This is a genomic window from Sediminibacterium sp. FW305-C-269 (assembly GCF_058231045.1).
The window spans coordinates 24,919-45,588 of record NZ_JBIQXQ010000005.1 but is presented as its reverse complement, the minus strand read 5'-3'; the positions used below and the strand labels follow the sequence as shown (position 1 = coordinate 45,588).

The window sequence follows — 20,670 nt, the reverse complement described above, 5'->3', positions numbered from 1 at the left end:
ACCTTCTCTAAGCCACTGTATTACAATTAGTTTAAAAATTATTTTATATCAATCAAAACATATTTTTAGATTTGTCTAAATTTAATGTTTGTTATGAAAACCCATGGATGGATAAGGCTGGCATTTGCAGCGCTTAGTTTCTGTACAAATGAGTCGAAGGGGCAGGTATCCGGTCTGACATCCAGAACCTGGAATAACCGTGACACATTATCGCTGGACCAGGTAGTGGTCACTGCCGTAACAGGGGCCACGCGCATACGCAAAACTCCGATCTCTGTCGCTATCGTATCACAAAAAGAAATGAACAGGAGTACCAGCACCAATGTTATCGATGCATTGCTGAAATCGGTTCCGGGTATTACGGCCATCACAACCGGCCCCAATATCAGCAAACCATTCATCCGTGGGTTGGGTTATAACCGTGTACTCACACTATATGACGGACTTCGGCAGGAAGGCCAGCAATGGGGAGATGAACATGGAATAGAGATTGATCCCTATGGTATCAGTCGCGCAGAAATTGTAAAAGGTCCCGCCTCCTTACTCTATGGCTCCGATGCCATTGCCGGTGTAGTGAACCTGATACCCGGTGTGCCTATGAACACAGATGGTGTCATCAGGGGTGATGCTGCAACAGAATACCACAGCAACAATGGCATGATCGGTGTTACCACCGGACTATACTACAAAAAAAAGCAGTTTTCCTGGAGTGTCCGGGGTTCGATGAAAACAGCTATGGATTACCAAAACCCGATAGACCATCGTGTGTACAATACGGGCTACCGCGAAAAAAATCTCTCCCTGTTGCTGGGATGGGAGAACAGCAAAGCCAAAAACCATCTTCAATTCAACCTTTACGATAATCTGCAGGAAATCCCAGATGGCAGTCGCGATTCAGCAAGCCGGGCTTTTACCCAACAGGTGGCAGAAGCCGATCAGGATGATATCAAACAAAGACCGATTGTTCACCCGACAGAATTATCCACCTACCGTTTAGCGTCGCTGCACCAGCATATCCAGCATTACCGTGTATATCACAAGGGTAGTTACTCCCTGGGAAAAGGAGAGCTGAACATATTAACCGGATTTCAGCAGAATATCCGGAGAGAATACAATCATCCCACTGCTTTGCAGCAGGCGGGCTTATTTGTGGCTTTGAATACTTTGAACTACGAGGCGCGATATCGTTTTCCCAAATGGGCAGGACCGGATATTCATATCGGGGCAAACGGCATGTACCAAAGCAACCGCAACAGGCAAGCCACTGATTTTCCGATACCCGATTATCACTTATTCGACATCGGCAGTTTCCTGATCCTGACGAAAGATTTTCATAAGACCCTGGTCACTGGAGGTATCCGCTATGATAACCGCAGCATTCAATGGCAGGATTTTTATATAAGGAAAAACAACAACAGTGGTTTCATGGAACAGGTATCCTTTCCGGATACAGCAGGTGCCACCCGGAATTTCGCGGCTTACCGGCATCATTTCAGCGGGATATCCGGCAGCGTGGGTATCGTACACAATTTCTCTCCTTCGCTGACACTGAAAACCAATATTGCCAGGGGCTACCGGAGTCCCTCCATACCCGAGATCGGTTCAGACGGTCTAGACCCAGGCGCGCATATCTATTATATCGGCAATCGTGATTTCAAACCGGAATACAACTGGCAGGCGGATATCGGTTTGTTCCTGACCCATACCGACTGGGATGCCAACCTGGAATTCTTTCATAACCGCATCAGCAACTATATCTTTTTCCAGAAACTGTTTGATGCCAATGGACAGCCCCTGGAGCTGGTTCCGGGTAATTTCACCTATCAATACAAACAGGGAAATGCGGTGTTATACGGAGCGGAAGCCAATATCAACCTGCACCCGAAAAAAATGGGCTGGTTCCGGTTGCAACACAACCTGTCAACCATTACCGGCATCAACAATGACCCGGAAACCAGGAAACTTTTTGGTGATGATGCAAAATACCTGCCGCTGATCCCCCCATTCCGGACCGTGACACGCATGCGCTTTCAGCTGCCGGATCTCAATACCCGGTTAACAGATATTTACCTGCAAACCGAAATAGAGACACATGCCCGTCAGAACCGTTTTTATGCAGTAGACAATACCGAAACAGCCACACCGGCTTATACACTGGTCAACCTGGGTGCGGGTATCAGCTGGCAGAACAGGAAGGGAAAAGACCAATGGCAATTATTGATCAATGCCAATAACCTGTTCAACAAGGCTTACCAGTCGCACCAGAACCGGTTGAAGTATTTTGAATATTTCCAGTCATCACCCAATGGCCGTTCCGGTATGTATAATATGGGCAGGAATATCGCAGTGAAGCTGCTCTTCAGTTGGTAGAACCCTTATCCTGCTTTAAATTCCAGCGGTACGTTTATCTTGATACTGAGGTTCCTTCCCATATTGAACACACCCATGCGACCTGTGAGCACATTCACGTCGGTATATTTTAACCGGCTAAGGTGGTTCTGGTACGCAACATCGAATATATTGTTCAGCGAAAGGTTAACAGAGAACAAGGTCTTGCCTTTGCGTACAAATTCAGTTCCTGTACCCACATTGAACAGAGTGTACCCTTTAGTAACGGTCTCTGTGTTGTAGGCAGAGAATATGCGGTTCTGTGTACTTACCTGGTCCATTTCCAGTTTGCAGTAAAAGTTCCGGATCGACTTACCATTCTTAGCAAGGTCGGCCCTTAATTCACTTTGCAAACGGGGCGCAGGAATAAAAGGCAAACGATTGGTGCCTTCCAGTTTTTCGCTGAAATGACCTGCCACCATGGAGAAGCTATTCTCAAAATGTAACCAGTCGAGCGGGTGTGGGTGCAGATCGAACTTGACCTCAAAACCTACCAGGGTAGCGGCCGCCTGTTTGAAGGTAAAAGCCGTGAGGTCTTCCCCATTCACTGTAACCAGTGAGTCACCACCACCTGCTGCTTCCAGTTTGCTGTAGAAGATATAATTCTGGATATGGTTATAGAAACCATTCAGCGTAAAATTGAAATGCTGCGTATTCACTTCTATGCCCGCATCTGCCTGCAGCGACGTTTCTGTTTTCAGGTTCTTGTCACCGTACTCGTAACGATTGGTCCCTTCGTGTGCACCGTTGCTGGCCAACTCACTGACACTGGGTGCCCGGTAACCGCGTGCAAAGTTGAACCGAAGCGTAACAGCATCGTTCACATTATATCCCACTCCAACACTTCCGCTGATATTACCGAAAGACTGATCGAATGCCGCAAACCTGAGTGTGCCGTTTTCCAAGTAGCTTTTCCCGTTGACTTTCCGCATATCCCCACGTAAGCCACCACTGAGGGTAAGGTTATTGTGAAAGGTTTTTTTGGTGTAGACGAATGCACCCAGATCAAACTGGTTGTATTCAGGTATCAGCACTTCTTCCGCGCGATTACGATTCTGCTGGTACATACCGGTTGCACCCACGGAGGTCTTCCAGCCATTCTTTTCAGAGAAATTATACTGCAGGCTGTAATTAATGGTCTGCAGATCAAAAAAGAGTCCCGGTGTTTGATAGGCGTCGGGATCACCGAACTCATAGCGTTTGTTTCGCTGGTAGCCGATATTAACGGCGAGCCTGTCTTTACCCACCGCAAAACTGTTATCCAGTGCCACTTTAAAATGGTTGATTCGCTGGTAAGGCGTAAACAGGTCGCGGCTGTTCAGTTCATCATTATTGGCCATACGGGCATGCACGGTTTCCGGATAGATCAGGAATTTACCGGTAACCGTATCCCTTGCCCCTTCTACCATGCCCAGTTTCTGGTTAAAGCTGGTGACCACCAGGTGGCTGTACCCCCAGGCTTTGTTGATACCCACATAACCGCCAAAATTCTTTTCTGAGAAACGGCTGTTGAATACTTTTCCATCATACGCATTACTGTAATCCGCCGCCGATTTGGAAGTACCATACACGTTCCAGTTAAAACCATTCTTCAGGTGACCGGCCAGGTTGGCGCTTGCGCCCCATAACCCATTGTTATCGGTATGTGTGGCCAGGATATTTCCTTTGATGGTACCCTGCTCTACCGGCGCGTTGGTGATCAGGTGCACCACACCGGCCATGGCATCACTTCCATAGAACAGGGATGCCGGGCCTTTCAGCACTTCCACTTTCTGGATGCTGTATTCATCGATCTCAATGCCATGTTCATCACCCCACTGCTGTCCCTCCTGCCTTACACCATCGTGAACGGTCACCACCCGGTTATAACCCAATCCTCTGATAACGGGTTTGGTCACTGCCGGTCCCGATGACAGACCTGACATGCCGGGAACGACCTTACTTAATGCATCTATCACGTTGGTAGCACTGGTCTGCAACAATTCACTTTTTTTAACGATCGATACCGGTTGTGCCGATTGACGCACTTTGGTGGCAGAAGCCACACCCGTAACGGTAACCGCTTCGTTCTCGATATAAGTTATTTTCAAAGCAAAATCCCGGGTCGGGTTACCGCTGATATCGACCACTTCCAGCTGTGAGGTGTAACCGATAAAAGAAACTTCCACCAGATATTTCCCATCAGGAACAGCGGGTGTTTTATAAGATCCGTCGCTGGCGGTCAGCGTTCCGGTTTTGGCTTCATGCAGGTAAATGACCGCTCCCACAAGCGGTTTGCCTGTTTTGGCATCGGTGACCTTACCGCTGAGTATACTATTGGCAACATCTGCCAGAGGTTTGGCCTTTGCCTGTAAAGAAACAGATAAGATAGACAAGAGAAAAACGGAAACAATTTTTATCGGCGCTAATGATTTCATACAATAGTAAATGAGGATACATGATGATCGTACATCGGAATAGGTTTCATGAAAAAGTGCAGGAACTTACCTGCCCATGCAGGTAACGATCAACAGGCGGGGGGACCGCGTAAGGAATGGCCCAATACAACCGACGAAAAAACATCCGCAGCAAACGCATCAGCGAAAACAGGATACACCGGAACGGGAGGCGTCACTACCAATGGCGTGACCTCTGCCACAAAGGGCGACTCGATGATCAGGTTATCACACTGGCAATTAAAAGAAGCTTTGCTGAGCTGGGTAGAAAAAGGATCCGGCAGTGCACATCTGGTTCTGCCATCTTTATGCGTGGCAACCAGGTTGTGCAAAGTGATCTTTGGCGTAATACCATACGCAAACAGCACCAGGAAAATGGCTGCCAATATCTGCCGTATGGTGATCGCTTTTGCCAGGATTAATTTTGTTACGTTGTTGCAAATGTAGGGGCTTTTGGTTCACCACCTAATTCTCCTGGCAATTTTGAGATTTTTTTACAAGTCTACCGCACTTTGAGCATGGCTCGTACCTGCTGGGTGGCCAGGTTCTGGAGCCTGGCATAATACACGCCGGTGGGCAATATCTCCCCGTTAAAGGTGACAGTATAAGTGCCTGCGGCATATTCCTTATCCACCAGGTTGGCCACTACCCTGCCCGTGGTATCAATGATCTGGATCAGGGTATGTCCGCCCGCCGTGGTGAATGTAATGATAGTAGAAGAAACAAAAGGGTTGGGATAATTGCTGATCAGCATATCGCCTGAAAGGTTCACTGCTTTTTTGCAGGCGCCTGCATTCACCAATGGCAATACCTGGTAACTCCTGAGCATGATCTGCTGCAGATCGTCATCATTCACACATAACCAGTTGGCCAGTATGGTAGCATACACACTCCTGAAATCGTACTGGAACGGAAGGTTCGCACTTACCGTAGCGTTGGCGGGTATGGATGGCGTATCGCCCAACACACCGCCCAGTACATTTTTACCGAACACGAACAAGGGAGCAGCCGAACCATGATCGGTACCATCACTGCCATTGCTTTTGATACGGCGGCCGAATTCAGAAAAAGTCATGCCCACTACCCGGTCATCCACACCCAGGAACTTCAGGTCATCCTGGAATGCTTTGATGGCATCGCTCACATTCATCAACAGATTGGCATGGTAACCCTTGGTAGTATCTACGCTGTCTACCTGCGCCGAATGGGTATCAAAACCGCCATAGTTCACCATGTAGATCCTTGTCTTCAAGCCCCCCTTGATCAGTCTTGCCACGATCTTCAGCTGATCACCCAGTGAGTTTTTGGTGGGATAACTTACCTGTTGCACGGTATTGCTAGCAGCTGCTTTGATAACCGTAGCATATTGTTGTGTCTGCTGTGCTATCTGCCGGATAAAAGTAAGCTCCTTACCCGCAGGTGTATTGGGTGCAGGATCCTGTACACCATTGACGAGGTTATAGAAATTACTCGTATTGCTGATGCTCATACCCATACTCACTGCCGGTCCCTGCAGGGTAAGCGAAGTGGCAGACCCTATCTGTATGGCCAGCGGATCGGTCATGGTGGCATTGGGATATCCGTTGGGAAAATTCGGGTACTCATAATTCAGGTAACGTCCCGCCCAACCCGTATTCACGAGCTCATTGCTGTCGCTGCCACTCATCCAGATATCCGTTGCCCGGAAATGAGAGAAACTGGGTTGCGGATAACCGACTGACTGTACCACTTTCAGATGCCCTTTATCATACATGGCTTTTAAACCTGTCATAGCGGGATGCAGGCCCGCTTTGCCATTCAACGCCAGCAGGTTATTCTCCGGTATGTAGATGTTCTGCCTGGCATTGGCATAATTACTGAAGTTCTCGATCGGCACCACCATATTCAAACCATCATTCCCTCCATTCAGCTGGATAATCACAAACACATGATCCGTTTCCGTCACCGGCAGCATCAATGATTGCATGATATCCGAATCGGCACTGAAAGCCCTGAACGAGAACCCACTCACCAGGGAAGGCAGCAAAACACCGGCGGGTATGGATTTGCGAAGGAAGTCTCTTCTTTTCATCCTTTCTGGTTTAAGCCAATTGGTATTCGGCCAGGTTCATGAAATATTTTAACAGGTCTCGTAAGCGGTTTTTGATCGTGGTGGTATTCGATGTATTACCGGGATTGCTGATGAATACGTTCCAGGCATCCGTCCAGTAATGGTCCGACGACTGCCCGCCCAACAGAATATCTGTCTTCAACTGCAATTTGGATGCGGTAGAAAGATCGATCCGGAACAGGATCTTCAGAATATCGTCTATGAGTTGATTCGGATCACCCGGACGTGAAAGTGTTTTGGCAAACTCAGCCGCATCGATCCATAATTTTTTCCCATTGAATGTATACCCGCTCTGTACCATCGTATCAGTGAACTGGTTCCGTTTGGGCAGGGTATCACTGGTGATCCAGACTTCATAGAACTGCGGTTCCTGGTAATATGCTTTCCAACCGCTTACATCCGGCGGATCGCCAATACTCTGCTGCATATTGTTGGCCCAGTTTACGAGATAACTGTAAAATCCGGAATTGGTGATATACTCACTGGCAGGCTGGAACTTCAGTTCCAGTTCTCGGCAGGTGCCTACTACCAGGTCTACCGGACTTTTGATCTGGCAACCTTTGGCCAGCACATCAAAAAAATGTTCACTTTTCAGCAATACATTCAGCACCGGTTTTATTTCGTAATGATGGGTTCGTAAGACATCGGCCAAGGGAGTAATGATATTGGCTTCTACAGTACTGTCTATATCATAGTACACGAACCAACGGTATAATTTTCGACAGAGGTATCTGGCTACTTCTTCCGTTGCAAAGATCATATCCAGTAAAGCATCCAGCTCTTCATCACCGGCGGTAGCCGTATTCTTTCCCTTGATGACCGTATTCCCGTAAAATGCAGAGAAAGTCTTGTCACCGGTATGATGCCGCTTCAGGTCGAAGGAAGAGGAAATACTCGCGGCATCATTGCGCCAGCCGGTCAACACCTGTGCTGCTGCTCTCACGTCTTCTTCCGTATATTGGGAACCAGGTCCTTTGCCGCAACAGAACAGTTCCTGCAGTTCACGGCCGTAGTTCTCATCAGGAGCCGTTTTGGTATTCCGTTCCCCATTCAGGTAAACCAGCATGGCGGGATCGATGGTGACCGCCCTTGTCAAAGCCTTAAAATTACCCAGCGCATAGGTTCTCAATAATAAGTGGTGTTTATACACATACTGGGCATTACCAATCGTTGCTGTTTCGGTAGCAAAATGGTTGTGCCAGAAAAGGGTCATTTTTTCACGGATACTTCTGTCCTGGTTGATCATGACCCCCATCCACCATTTTTTGAAGGAGCTGTTGCGCAGGCTGTTCACGGTACCATCCGTACTGGGATCAAGCACCCAGGTGCTGCCTTGTGCAATATGACCGTCGGGTTTCTGTGCGTTGGCAGGTGTATTGTATTCTTTTACAGGAGGATCCGGCAGTGGTGCCACAGGGTTCAGCAGCTCATCAACCGCCTGCTGCAAATCCAGCTTGCTGAAATACGCGATATCGGCACGTGTAGCGCCAAACAAAGTTCTTTTTAACAGATGGATGACCTCATTCTCTGTCCAGGCACCGGCATAAGCCGCTAACCCACCATTGGGTGGTGGCGCAGGCATGACTTCTACCCTGCCCGGACCAGAAGAGGGAATAGTGGATGTTAAAAAGGATCTTCTGTCCATAAAACGCAGTTAACAGGTGTTGTTAGGATGCAGGCAGGCCCGAAATTGCAGCCCGGTGCTCAAAAAAAGCCTATTTATTTCATTCAGGAGCATTAAAAAATGCCTAAAGCAGGCCCTGTTTTGTTGGGCATATGCAGCATTTGAAACGGAATAATGTCCTATATTTAGGGTAAACATTATCCCCTACATGACGGAACAAGCCATCATTACAGGCTGTTTACACAACGACCCTGCAGCGCAGCGCGAATTGTACAACCGCTATAGCCCCAAGATGCTGAGCGTTTGTTACCGGTTCGGGCAGAGCCGTGAGGACGCCGAAGACATGTTACAGGAGGGGTTCATCAAAGTTTTTACCCAGATACATACCTTTCAGAACAAAGGTGCTTTTGAAGGCTGGATCAGGCGGATCATCGTACATACCTGTATCAATTTCCTGAAAAAGCACAAGAAGTTCAACGAGAGCGTTGACCTGGCTTATGCCAATTCATTACAGGTGAAAGAGGAGACCATCCCTTCCATCATGCAGGCAAGGCAGATCGTGGAATGCATCCGGTTGTTACCGATCGGTTATCGTACCGTATTGAACCTGTATGCACTGGAAGGTTATAGCCACAAAGAGATCGGCGAAATGCTTGATATTGAAGAAAGCACCAGCCGTAGCCAGTATACCAGGTCAAAAGCTATGTTGGAAATGATCCTGATCCGTAAAAAGATCATTGAAAAGCCAAGAGAAGAGTTTAACTGGCTGGCAGCTTTGAAAAACAAGTAGTGTTGATTGCGATTGCACATGGATAACAAAATGTACCACGACGAGTTTGAGCAGTTTTTACAGGATGAGGTAAAACAGCACCGTATGTATCCTTCCGACCATATCTGGAAGAACATACGTACAGAACTTCATGGGTATAGGGCATGGCCGGCATTAACCTTCATGTCGCTTTTTATCATTACAGCTTTAACGATTTCCACTTTACTGAATAATCACCCAGGCAGACAATTGCCACTACAGCATAGGTCAGCCGGGGCATTCAACAGCCAGTCAGCGAAAAATCACCCTGTTCATAACAGCAAACCGGTTAAAGATTATTTCCAGCAGATCGCTCCGGAACAGATCACTGCCGAAACTTTTGCTGACCTGAACACACCCGCCATTCCCGAACAGGAAATACTGGTTACCCGCAACAGAGCAGCGGATCTGGCTGCCGTACCGGTAAAAACGGGTATACAACGTAGTACTTTTATTGCTAAAACAACTCATCCAGCTCCCGGTACTATCGCCACCATAGATCCGGCTATCCTGGAAAGCAGTGTAATACGGCCGGTCATGACGGTTACGGAAGAGCAAAGCATTGAAAATCCAGAGACCGCGAAACCTGTTACCCAGCCTAAACAGACCGATGCCCACAGCAGTGCCGATGAGTTCCTGAAAGACTTCAATTATATCGCCACTACAAATGCCAGTCGCAGAAATTCGAAATTCGGGATACAGTTTTACATTACACCTTCTACCAGTTATCGCAAGCTGTCAGATCAGAAAGTAAAAGAAATCATACAACCGGCAGTGGCGGCTGCTTCGGCCTCCGCTTCACAGAATGTGCCGTTGAGTCCCAACCTGGCGGCAGACGTGAACAATGTGGTAAGGCACAAACCTGCTATGGGCTTTGAGCTGGGTTTTGCCGTATTGTATAACATGAGCCCACGCCTCAAATTCAAAACAGGGGTACAACTGAATATCAGGCAGTACTATATTGAAACTTTCCAATCGCTCACCAATGACCTCACTTCTTTATCGCTGATCAATTATAGCGGTATTGAAACCATCAATTTCTATTCGCCCTGGAACAACAATACCGGCTACCGAAAAACACAGCTGGACAATAAGGTATACCAATTGTCTATACCGTTGGGCATACAGTGGGACCTGATCAGGGGTAAACGTTTTGGCTTCAATACAGAAGCTTCTGTACAACCCACCATGACGCTGAACAACAATACCTACCTGCTTTCAACCGATTACAAACATTATACAGGAGGTGGCAGTTTCATCCGCAAATGGAATATCAATACAAGTGTTGGTTTTAACCTCACCTACACTACCGGTTCTTCTTCCTGGCAACTGGGACCGCAGATCAGGTACCAGCACCTGCCCACTTATTCTAACCAATACCCCATCAAAGAATACCTGATGGATTATGGGGTTCGTCTCGGATTTACCAGACAGATCAAATAAATCTGTTCCACACAGGCCGATACTTCTATTTAACAGGGAATAAAGATGGCTTTGGCTGATTATTGCGCGGGTTTGGATAATTTTACCGCATGAAACCTGCACTGGCGTTATCCTGCCTCCTTTTGATATTAATAACAGGCTGTCAACCCAAAAAAACTGCTTCCGGCAAAAACGAGGTACAGGCTTCGGATACTGCCAAATTCTATCCTTTGCACCAGTTCTTTACAGACCAGATACAATACGTTGATCTCCGGAACTTTCCCATCTACCAGATCAGGGAGAAAGATGGTAAAAGAGATTCATTACCACTTAGCAAAGAACAGTTTATCGGGCTATCACAGGTGTTTCTTGCCCATTCGCTGACTGATCCGAAAGTGAAGATATTGTATAAAGAATCTGTTTTCCAGGACCTGAGTACCGGCAGTGTTACCCTGAATTATACACCTGCCGATGACAATGCGGAAGTGCAGAACATAGATATCCTGCTGGAGGAATCAACCAACCTGGTAAAACGGGTATTCATCCGTTGCCTGCATACCAAAGGGGACACAACCATTGCAGAACAATGTAACTGGAAGGCCAATAAAAGCTTCCAGATCAACCGGACCGTCACAACCGGTAATGGCTATTCCGCCACCGAACTGAATTATATCAACTGGAACGATAAGCCTTAGGATGTTTTATGACCGCCGCAGCATTTCAGCAGATCGCACATACCATTCCGCTTTTACCGGGTATCTATAAATATTATGATACCGGGGGCACCCTGTTATATGTAGGCAAAGCCAAAGAACTCAGGAAAAGAATCAGTTCTTATTTTTCCAAGACCTTCACTTCCTATAAGACGCATGAACTGGTTCAGCGGATACACCGGATCGAGTTCACGATCGTAGATTCAGAACAGGATGCATTCCTGCTGGAGAACTCACTCATCAAAGAATACCAGCCCAGGTATAATATCAACCTGAAAGACGATAAGACCTATCCCTATATCGTTATCAAAAAAGAGCCTTTCCCACGCATTTTTCTTACCCGCACAAAGATCAATGATGGTTCTGAATACCTGGGCCCCTTTACATCGGCGGGTAAAGTGCGCGACCTGATCGGTTTCATCAAACAGTATGTGCCCTTACGTACCTGTAAACTGAACCTGACCGATAACAATATCCGGAAAGGTAAGTTCAAAGTATGCCTGGAGTACCACCTGGGTAATTGCAAAGGCCCTTGCGAAGGTTTACAGACAACAGCAGATTATCTGGAAGGTTTACAACAGGTACGCAATATCCTGAAAGGAAACCTGGGTTCTGTGATCAGTCATTTCAAATCCGTCATGCAGGAACAGGCGGCTGCCCTGGAATTTGAAAAAGCGGAAACCACCCGCAAGAAAATAGAACACCTTGAGAATTACCAGGCGCGTTCTGTCATCGTCAGCAGTCATCTTTCCAACCTGGATGTATTCTCTATCATCAAAGAAGATAACCTGGCATATGTGAACTACCTGATGGTACAGAACGGTACCATTGTTCAGACACATACGGTACCACTGGAATCCAAACTGGAAGAAACGGAAGAGGAAGTACTGGGTTTTGCCATCGCCCGTCTCAGGACTTCTTTCAACAGCCTGGCTAAGGAAGTGATTGTTCCTTTTCCTGTTGAGTACCCGGATGACCAGCTCATTTTCACCATACCAAAAGGAGGCGATAAAAAGAAATTACTGGATCTTTCCCTGAAGAATGTGACCTATTTCCGTGAAGAACTGAAGAAAAAAAGAATCCTGCACCTGGAAGGCAAAACTGATATGGAGAAGAAAAAAGTATTGTATGAATTACAACAATACCTGCACCTTCCCGAAGTGCCCGACCATATTGAATGTTTTGATAACTCCAATTTCCAGGGCAGTTACCCCGTATCGGCCATGGTCTGCTTTAAAAATGGTATGCCCAGTAAGAACGATTATCGCCACTTCAATGTAAAGACCGTATCCGGCATCAACGATTTTGCCACCATGACCGAAGTGATCCATCGTCGATACAAAAGGGTATTGGCGGAAGAACAGCCACTGCCCAAACTCATCATTATCGATGGCGGCAAAGGACAACTGGGAGCAGCCATGATCAGCATCCGCGAACTCGGACTGGCCGGTAAGGTTGCTGTTGTGGGTTTGGCCAAGAATGAAGAGGAATTGTTTTTCCCTGGCGATAGCGAATCCTTCAAACTGCCTTGGGACAGTGACAGCTTAAAACTCGTAAGAAGGATCCGTGATGAAGTACACAGGTATGGCATCACATTTCACCGCAATAAACGGTCGAAAGGCACTTTTAAAAATGAGCTGGAGGGCATCAGTGGTATTGGAGAACAGACCATTCAGCAATTGCTGACCACGTTCAAATCCGTAAAACGGATCAAAGAGAGCAGTGAAGAAGAATTGGCAAAACTGATCGGAAAAGCAAAAGCCAGGATACTGAGGGAGCACTTTGCAAAAGGAGCCTGAAATAAAAAGGGGCCAGGATAAAAATCCAGCCCCGTTTTAAAATCCAATATCCTATGAAAAACCAGAGCGAAGATAGGGATTGTAATGAAATTAACAAACAATGTGGCATTTAATTTTCAAGCTGTAGTATAATCACTAAAAAGAGGCCCCTCGGGGCCTCTTCAAGATATCACTTTAAATATTTTATTAATATTGCCAGAGATCCTGTTCGTAGTTGAAGATCCTGTTCTTGATATTCTCTCCTTCCAGTAAACGGAACAAAGGATCTTTAATAATAGCATTCAGGTAGCGGTCACCAGGATTATTAGCACTGGTCTTGATCAGGTAACTGTTAAAGAAGCGGCTCTCAAAAAGTTCCTCCCAGGTCATTCGACTGGAATTGTTCTTGGGATTGTATACGTCTACTTTGGCCAATGTTTTGCGCAAATCGGGGTAATAAATCCAGAAAAGAATACGGGGTTGTGATTTTCCGCCGATTACCTGTTTGGCTATTGGCGCAATACCGATGATGCGGGTGAACATACGGCTGGCTTCTTTATCAAAGATCATCTGCTCCTTGATTCTGAAAGTATAAACAGAATCCGGGCTGAACTTTGGTTTCTTGGTGATATACCGCTCTACAGTACCCGAAACCGGATCCGGAACATCCACGGTATCATACGCACCTGCTGTCTGATTCAATACCTGGTCGGTCGTCAATGGGGTAGAGAAACGGTCATTATCCGCAGAAAAAGCCGTTACGCTATCATTTTTGATGGCATTTAACAGGATCGAAAAGAAGCGGCGGTCATCACCATTATCATCTTTACCGGGATACATGAACGACTGGTTGAATTTTTCACGGGCATCGATCTCTCTCCACAGGAATTCACTCCAAACATTGTCATCATCGCGCAGGTGTTCGTATTCCAGCGGTTTACGGTCACGGATCGCACTCCTGTCTACCGCAGAATTGTTACGCAAAGGCATTTCCGGTTTGGCATCAAAACCACCCGGGTTGGTGGTATCATACTTTACCGTAACAGCAGTTGCGGGATTGGTAACCGCCGGCGTAACACCAGCAGGTTGCTGGCTAGGTTGACCTGCTGTTCTGGGCACAGTGTCTCTTACGGCTGTTCTGGTGGCGTTAGCGGGACGTCCATAACGTGTCTGACCCTCAACCTGTGCTGAGGCAGCCACGAGTAACACCAGACAAACAGCTTTAACAAACATCTTTTTCATACACACATTTATTGAAGAGTAAATGAAATATTCTGGTCAAGCATACGGGTACCGCCGGGACCGGACACTTTGATCTCATCGATCACAATGGTGGTTCCGGGCTGGCAACGCCTGAGCAATGCCTGCGCTTCCGCATTGAAATACGGACCGCTTACTTCAGCCAGACCGATATTTTCTTCGAATCCTTTACCGGTGCAATATATGGTGAAAGAAACCACATCATATTTCACACCTTCGAATACAAAATCCCTTAATTCGGCAGCAACCCCTTTCTGTACGCGGAATGCATTGGCTGCAATAGGACCACCCGCTTTACCACCTACAGTTGCCAGTGGATTAGGTACCCTTTTGATCGGAATGGTGATGCGCTGCGTATTCTTACCATCGGAAGCAGTTACCACAGCACTGCCGAGGTTAGCACAATTGATGATATACTGACCGGCACCTGCCTTGCGGGTACTTACACCAGCACCTTCTACATTCACATTCACTTTTTCATCGCCACCACCGCCGGTAATACTTAACTGGTTATCCAGTCCCTGGTAAAACACACGTGTTTTATCGGTAGATACCACCAGTCCGGAAGGAACACCCACGGTATATTTCACTTCTTTTTCTACAGTGGCGGTGGTTCCGTCAGGTTTTAAGAAAGAGATACGTACGCGTTTGGTATTGGCTCCTGAACCGCCTACGGTTGTTTTGTATTCGGCCGAACCATCGGGTTTCAAAGGCACATTGGCGCCATCAATGGAGATCGAAGGTTTGGCAGCTTTACTGAAGGCGCCCACACCTGCCGTGATCACCAGTTCTTCACCGGGCATCAGGTAAGTTGCATTGGTTCCGGCAAAAGCCTGGAATTCGTCGTATACAATCTCCACTTCACCGATCTCTTTATGGCAGTATTCCACCACCTGTGCCTCACTGTTCCGGATATCGTTCTGGAACTTGCTCAGGATGGTGATACTGGCCACAGCCGGCGTCATATGAAAATAACCATAGGCCCAGTCGTCCTGGCTGGCCTTGTTATTACTTTTGGGAATCGACAGATCCAGCGGCAGGTTGGCACCGATATCGGTTTTGATCGAAGGATCGATACCCAATAACTGCTCTTTGAATTGTTTCAGTTTTTCATACAGTTCCTTTCCTTTCCCTTTTCCTTCGGGCGGATTGGAGATGAACAAACGGGTAGAGGATTCCAGGTCATCTTCTTTGTATTGCTCTTTCCCATCTACGATTCTCCCGTCAGATTCTTTTTTCAGTTCAGCCTTCAGCGATTCAACATAGTTATACATTGCATCGGAAAGTTCTTTTGCTTTCATTGCCTTGGGCAACCATATTTCTGCTTTCTCTTTGGTTTTGGGATCTTCTATCTTACGCTGAAAGGATTTAAATATGTCGCTGTTCTTCTGCTCAGCAATCATGCTGGCATTGGTAAGGCTTTGGTCAACTGTTTTGAAGGCGTTCAATATTTCGGCAGATACATTCAGTGCCAGCAGTGCGGTAAGCACCAGGTACATGATGTTGATCATTTTTTGCCGCGGCTCCTTGGGTAGTGACATTCTCGCTTATATTTTTAAAACATCGGTTTTACTAATTGGATTTCTTCATAGGTTTTTCGGTAAATTATCTTCCCTGCATAGCAGTAAGCATATTACCATACAGCTGATTCAGTTTACCCAGGTTATTGGCCAGTGCCGCTATCTGCTCTTTGGCTTTCAGCGCATCATCCGCACTGCTGGCCATGGCAGTAGAAGCCTGTGTTAATTTACCATAGAACTGGTTCAGCGCTTTCAGGTGGTTATTTCCTTCCTGCAGCTCCAATTCATAAATCGTATTCAGGGAAGCAAGATTTTTATTCATCGCCATCATCTGCTCATGAAACTGTTTTGAGCTGTCTGATGCACCATGGAAACCAGCCAGCGACTGCGTGGCATGTAATGCGGCATCCTTGATACCGGCAATGGCAACGGTGGCTTCTTTGGTCTTGGCAGAAAAATCACCTGCAGACTTAGCTATCTCAGAAACATCGGCCAACTGGCTGACCGTGGTATTCAACTTCTGGAAACCGGCACTCAGTTTACCCAGGGTATCTGCATTGATATTGGCATCTTCCAGCATCTTATCCAGGCTGTCCAGTGCAGTATTCTGTTTAGCAGCTTTGGCACCGCCGGGAAGATGTACTTCATGATCGTCTATAGCCGGGTATATCAGGTACAATACGCCGTATCCGAGGAAAATGACAGCTTCCACTGTCAAACCAAGTTTCAGCATGAAATCGGCAATTGGAGAGTGCAATAATTTTTGCAGGGCGCCATAAATAACCACCGCCGCAGCGATAGATACAAATACGTCAAACCATTTGGAAATCTTAGGAGGAATCGCAGCTGCCATTGTTCTTTTTTTTAGATTTTTGAATGACACTGAAGAAGCGCTGAGTAAACAGACCTGTTCAATGCGGGGTTATCATTAGGATTTGGAAAACGGATGGATTATTAGGAAAAGTTATTTTTTCATTTTCGGTGCCAGGTCTATTACACAGCGGAATCCGATATAGGATTTGGCCGTATCCTGATACTCATAGTTACGGGTACTTACCTGCAGGAAATAAGAAACATCTTTCCAGCTTCCGCCGCGAACCACTTTTCTTTTCTCCCTGGGACGATCGGAATCCTTAGCCTCATAACGGATATCCGGACTCATATCATGCATGAAATTGTAGGCACCTTCGTAGTAATAGGAACCGGTCCACTCTGCCACGTTACCCGACATGTTATACAGGCCATACTGGTTAGGCCAGTACATTTTGGCCGGAACGGTATAAAAACCACCGTCTTCCGCATAGTTACCGCGGCCGGGTTTGAAATTGGCCAGCAAACAGCCTTTTTTATTCCTCAGGTAAGGGTTACCCCAGGGGAACATGGAGTTGGTAAGACCACCCCTTGCGGCATATTCCCACTCGGCTTCGCTGGGCAGGCGGTAGTCACCGTCAACAGCAAATTTCTTCCTTTCCAGGAAAGAGTTCTGGAGATGGGTTCTCCAATGGCAGAAGGCAACAGCCTGTTTCCAGTTGATGCCCACCACGGGATATTTTCCGTAAGATGGATGTGAGAAATAGCGCTTGGTCATGGGTTCATTGTAGGAATAAGAGAAATCCCTCATCCACACCAGGGTATCCGGGTAAACTTTCTGATCGGACCTGCGGATAAAATTGCTTCTGGGTAAACCTGCATTCTCTCTTTTGGCTGCAGCACCCAGGTCAAAGTATTCGATTCTGTAAACGAGTTTGTCAGGATCAATCTCCGGTTTGCCGTAAATGCGGTTATCGGGTGCCAGGTTCAGTTCATTCATCTTTTCAATGGTGTTCCTGTCCCATTTGATGGTGGCCACTTTTTTCCAGTCAACCGCCATGGTATCATCTGTTTTGTTGATGCCCTGTCCGAACAGGATCTTAAACGCTAAGGAATCCCTGGTCCAGTTCACAAACTGACGGTACTGATCGTTGGTGATCTCCGTAGCGTCCATCCAGAAACCGGGAATAGAGACCTGGCGGTTACGGGTGGTATAGTTGAAACTGATATCCTCATCACTCGGCCCCATATGAAAGGTTCCTGGTGGGATATAGACCATGTTCAGGGGAGGATTCATGCTCTTATTGGCCGTAGGTGCCACGCCATGCAACTGACCATCATCAGGCAGGCCTTTCGACTTCGAATTCTTTTTCAGAAAACAGGATCCGAGGCTCAGACAGAATGCGACCAATACTATCTTACTTAAATACCCTTTCATCGTATCAAACGGATTTTTATGACAGTGACAAATATAAGTTTTCCATCGGCAGTTGTGCCGATTTTGCAATTTTGTTACCAATAAAATTTACTTCGCGGGTAAAATTGGGCAGTTACTACAAAATTAAAAGTATGATTACTACAATTGAGGTTTCTAACGATGCATAGGGCGTGAAACCACTGTCATAAAAGGCAATTTACTTCAAACTTTGTTACATTTTTGCTAAAAGCGCATCTATTGTAAGAAAAGGCGTTTGACAGGCATAATTCTTACAGAGATAAAAGAGCGTGCCTCCATTTTCAGCCCCTGTTTTCCCAGCTAATAACGGAAAATCTGAGGAATTAGTTTCTTGGGACTGAAGAATTTTATTCGGCACAAATTTCTCCAGTACAGGACACAAAAAATCCTTGGCCTGCTGCCCCACGATGGCGACCTCCAGCATGCCCATCGTCATCAATTGCGCCAGCATGGCCCATACCCCGAAAGAGCCGGGATATTGGCTGACAGCCTTACCCAAAGAACGCAGCATGACTTCACTTCTTTCTGCCCATCCGGGCTGGTTAAAAACAATGGAGAGATAGTACAGGTTATGTGCCATCACAGCATTCCCACTGGGTACGGCACCATCATATACTTCTTTTTTACGGACGATGACATCCGTCTGGCTGCTGTGCGTGTAAAAGAAGAAGCCGGTTTCCGCTTCTTCAAAATGAGCGATCACCCATTCGAGCAGGTTTCGGGCTTTCAGCAGGTAGGATCCTGTTCCGGTGATCTCCTGCAAGTGCAGGTATGCCTGTATCAGGTAAGCGTAGTCATCCAGGAAAGCAGGTATTCTGGCTTTGCCGTTTTTGTAGGTATGGAACCAGCCCCCGGCATTACCCGACATGTTTGTTTCCAGGAAAGCCATACTGTTCACAGCCCGCTCGCGGTAAGCTTCCTTACCCAGCGCCGCAAAAGCTTTGGCATATGCCGTGATCATGAGGGCATTCCAGCCCAGCAGTATCTTATCATCCAGTTGTGGCCGGATACGTAACGAACGCTGCTCCATCAGGCGCTGGCGACATCCCGCCAGCCGGTTTTCCAGCTGGTCGGGGTTAATGCCCATTTCAGCAGCGATCTCCACTACCGGGCGGGTGATGCGGAGGATATTGGTATGCTCCCAATTACCTTTTGCTGACATATCGTAACAGGCGGCAAAGACCTGGGCCTCCTCTCCGAGTATATCCCCGACCTCCTGCAGCGACCATGTATAAAATTTTCCTTCCACGCCTTCACTGTCGGCATCCAGTGCACTGTAAAAGCCCCCTTCCTCATCCAACATTTCCCGTTCAATGTAGGCAAGGGTATGTTCGATGGTTCTTGCATATAGTGGTTTCCGGGTAAGCTGCCAGGCTTCGGCCAGTACGTTGATGAGCAGGGCATTGTCGTACAGCATTTTCTCAAAATGGGGAGCCAGCCACTCATTATCGGTACTATAACGGGCAAAACCTCCCCCCAGCTGGTCGTAAATACCCCCCTCGATCATTTTATCGAGACTTAACAATGCCTGCTGTAAAGCAGTTGCCTCCCTGGTGAAATGATAATGGCGCAGCAGGTACTGTATGGAAAATGTTTGTGGAAACTTGGGGGCTTTCCCGAAACCGCCCCATTCTGTATCAGCCGTAGACAACAGATTGGTCGCAATAGTGACTAACTGTTCGGGGGTGAAGAGCTGGTCAGACGCTCCCGGCTTACTGATCCCGAAGGCATTGGAGCCCATCAGGTGTGATGTAAGGTTTGCTGCCTGCTGCAGGATCTCCTGTTTTTTATCCTGGTAGGCACTGTGTACCCCTTCCAGTATTTCTTTCCAGCTGGCCCGGTTGTATGCCCGCTGTGGCGGAAAATACGTGCCCCCATAAAAAGGCCGGGTATCTGGTGTCAGAAATACGTTCAGGGGCCATCCGCCACTGCCTGTCATGGCCTGTACAGCATCCATGTAAATATGATCCAGGTCGGGGCGCTCTTCCCGGTCTATCTTGATATTGATGAAATATTCATTCATTATCGCTGCCGTCTGCTCATCTTCAAAACTCTCACGCTCCATTACGTGGCACCAGTGGCAGGCGGCATATCCGATACTGACCAGGATGGGTTTGTCTTCTGTCCTGGCCCTTGACAATGCTTCTTCGCCCCAGGGATACCAGTTGACCGGATTATGAGCATGTTGCAACAGGTAAGGGCTGGTTTCGTGTACCAGTTGGTTGGCATGGGTAGTTTTCATGTGGCTGGCGGCGTAGGTTAATAAGCAAGATTCATCGGCATTTGCCATTCTCTACGGCTATATTACAAAATAAACAGCCCCCCGGTTTGGGAGGCTGCAATATT

General features: G+C 47.2%; 14 protein-coding genes. 6 read left to right on the top strand and 8 right to left on the bottom strand.

The window, feature by feature from the left end:
* Positions 1–93 precede the first annotated feature (93 nt).
* Positions 94–2,370 (top strand): TonB-dependent receptor, encoded by a 2,277-nt coding sequence (locus ACH3Y6_RS14855; RefSeq protein WP_490836413.1) that lies wholly within the window; start codon positions 94–96, stop codon positions 2,368–2,370.
* Between the two features lie 5 nt (positions 2,371–2,375).
* Here ACH3Y6_RS14855 and ACH3Y6_RS14850 read toward each other — a convergent pair whose 3' ends face one another.
* Positions 2,376–4,805, bottom strand: a complete 2,430-nt coding sequence (locus tag ACH3Y6_RS14850) for a TonB-dependent receptor (protein ID WP_490836412.1) — start codon at positions 4,803–4,805, stop codon at positions 2,376–2,378.
* A 48-nt stretch (positions 4,806–4,853) separates the two neighbouring features.
* Between ACH3Y6_RS14850 and ACH3Y6_RS14845 the strand changes: the two genes are divergently transcribed.
* Positions 4,854–5,270 (top strand): hypothetical protein, encoded by a 417-nt coding sequence (locus ACH3Y6_RS14845; protein ID WP_490836411.1) that lies wholly within the window; start codon positions 4,854–4,856, stop codon positions 5,268–5,270.
* A 55-nt stretch (positions 5,271–5,325) separates the two neighbouring features.
* Here the strand turns inward: ACH3Y6_RS14845 and ACH3Y6_RS14840 are convergent, their stop codons facing one another.
* Complete coding sequence (locus ACH3Y6_RS14840) at positions 5,326–6,894, bottom strand: DUF1501 domain-containing protein (protein ID WP_490836410.1); 1,569 nt, start codon at positions 6,892–6,894, stop codon at positions 5,326–5,328.
* A 10-nt stretch (positions 6,895–6,904) separates the two neighbouring features.
* The gene (locus tag ACH3Y6_RS14835) at positions 6,905–8,578 is read right to left on the bottom strand and encodes a DUF1800 domain-containing protein (protein ID WP_490836409.1); all 1,674 of its coding nucleotides are present in this window, start codon (positions 8,576–8,578) and stop codon (positions 6,905–6,907) included.
* Positions 8,579–8,765: 187 nt separating this feature from the next.
* On the opposite strand from ACH3Y6_RS14835, the gene ACH3Y6_RS14830 reads away from it, so the two are divergent.
* The 4 genes from ACH3Y6_RS14830 to uvrC all read left to right on the top strand — a co-directional run bounded on the left by ACH3Y6_RS14830 (position 8,766) and on the right by uvrC (position 13,299).
* A complete protein-coding gene (locus ACH3Y6_RS14830) occupies positions 8,766–9,347 on the top strand; it encodes an RNA polymerase sigma factor (RefSeq protein ID WP_490836408.1) in 582 nt (193 codons plus the stop codon).
* An 18-nt stretch (positions 9,348–9,365) separates the two neighbouring features.
* A complete protein-coding gene (locus ACH3Y6_RS14825) occupies positions 9,366–10,808 on the top strand; it encodes a hypothetical protein (RefSeq protein ID WP_490836407.1) in 1,443 nt (480 codons plus the stop codon).
* 89 nt (positions 10,809–10,897) lie between these two features.
* Positions 10,898–11,482 carry a hypothetical protein gene (locus ACH3Y6_RS14820; protein ID WP_490836406.1) on the top strand — a complete coding sequence of 195 codons (585 nt, stop codon included), beginning with the start codon at positions 10,898–10,900 and terminating at the stop codon, positions 11,480–11,482.
* Between the two features lie 8 nt (positions 11,483–11,490).
* Positions 11,491–13,299 (top strand): excinuclease ABC subunit UvrC, encoded by a 1,809-nt coding sequence (uvrC, locus tag ACH3Y6_RS14815; protein ID WP_490836405.1) that lies wholly within the window; start codon positions 11,491–11,493, stop codon positions 13,297–13,299.
* A gap of 186 nt (positions 13,300–13,485) precedes the next feature.
* Here the strand turns inward: uvrC and porN are convergent, their stop codons facing one another.
* From porN to ACH3Y6_RS14790, 5 genes are all read right to left on the bottom strand, one after another.
* On the bottom strand, positions 13,486–14,520 hold the full coding sequence (porN, locus tag ACH3Y6_RS14810) for a type IX secretion system ring subunit PorN/GldN (protein ID WP_490836404.1): 1,035 nt from the start codon (positions 14,518–14,520) through the stop codon (positions 13,486–13,488).
* Between the two features lie 8 nt (positions 14,521–14,528).
* Positions 14,529–16,079: a type IX secretion system motor protein PorM/GldM gene (porM, locus tag ACH3Y6_RS14805; RefSeq protein WP_490836403.1), complete on the bottom strand. Its 1,551-nt coding sequence runs from the start codon at positions 16,077–16,079 to the stop codon at positions 14,529–14,531.
* 64 nt (positions 16,080–16,143) lie between these two features.
* Positions 16,144–16,911, bottom strand: a complete 768-nt coding sequence (gene porL / locus ACH3Y6_RS14800; protein ID WP_490836402.1) for a type IX secretion system motor protein PorL/GldL — start codon at positions 16,909–16,911, stop codon at positions 16,144–16,146.
* 111 nt (positions 16,912–17,022) lie between these two features.
* Positions 17,023–18,306: a T9SS ring complex lipoprotein PorK/GldK gene (gene porK, locus ACH3Y6_RS14795; protein ID WP_490836401.1), complete on the bottom strand. Its 1,284-nt coding sequence runs from the start codon at positions 18,304–18,306 to the stop codon at positions 17,023–17,025.
* 211 nt (positions 18,307–18,517) lie between these two features.
* Entirely contained in the window at positions 18,518–20,566 is a 2,049-nt protein-coding gene (locus ACH3Y6_RS14790; protein WP_490836400.1) for a thioredoxin domain-containing protein, read from the bottom strand.
* Positions 20,567–20,670: the final 104 nt, after the last annotated feature.

Coding starts and splice junctions, on each gene's coding strand:
- ACH3Y6_RS14855 (WP_490836413.1), top strand. CDS start 94: ATGAAAACCCATGGATGGATAAGGCTGGCATTTGCAGCGCTTAGTTTC.
- ACH3Y6_RS14820 (WP_490836406.1), top strand. CDS start 10,898: ATGAAACCTGCACTGGCGTTATCCTGCCTCCTTTTGATATTAATAACA.
- ACH3Y6_RS14850 (WP_490836412.1), bottom strand. CDS start 4,805: ATGAAATCATTAGCGCCGATAAAAATTGTTTCCGTTTTTCTCTTGTCT.
- ACH3Y6_RS14790 (WP_490836400.1), bottom strand. CDS start 20,566: ATGAAAACTACCCATGCCAACCAACTGGTACACGAAACCAGCCCTTAC.
- ACH3Y6_RS14840 (WP_490836410.1), bottom strand. CDS start 6,894: ATGAAAAGAAGAGACTTCCTTCGCAAATCCATACCCGCCGGTGTTTTG.
- ACH3Y6_RS14835 (WP_490836409.1), bottom strand. CDS start 8,578: ATGGACAGAAGATCCTTTTTAACATCCACTATTCCCTCTTCTGGTCCG.
- porM (WP_490836403.1), bottom strand. CDS start 16,079: ATGTCACTACCCAAGGAGCCGCGGCAAAAAATGATCAACATCATGTAC.
- porN (WP_490836404.1), bottom strand. CDS start 14,520: ATGAAAAAGATGTTTGTTAAAGCTGTTTGTCTGGTGTTACTCGTGGCT.
- porK (WP_490836401.1), bottom strand. CDS start 18,306: ATGAAAGGGTATTTAAGTAAGATAGTATTGGTCGCATTCTGTCTGAGC.
- uvrC (WP_490836405.1), top strand. CDS start 11,491: ATGACCGCCGCAGCATTTCAGCAGATCGCACATACCATTCCGCTTTTA.
- ACH3Y6_RS14845 (WP_490836411.1), top strand. CDS start 4,854: ATGAAAAAGTGCAGGAACTTACCTGCCCATGCAGGTAACGATCAACAG.
- porL (WP_490836402.1), bottom strand. CDS start 16,911: ATGGCAGCTGCGATTCCTCCTAAGATTTCCAAATGGTTTGACGTATTT.
- ACH3Y6_RS14825 (WP_490836407.1), top strand. CDS start 9,366: ATGGATAACAAAATGTACCACGACGAGTTTGAGCAGTTTTTACAGGAT.
- ACH3Y6_RS14830 (WP_490836408.1), top strand. CDS start 8,766: ATGACGGAACAAGCCATCATTACAGGCTGTTTACACAACGACCCTGCA.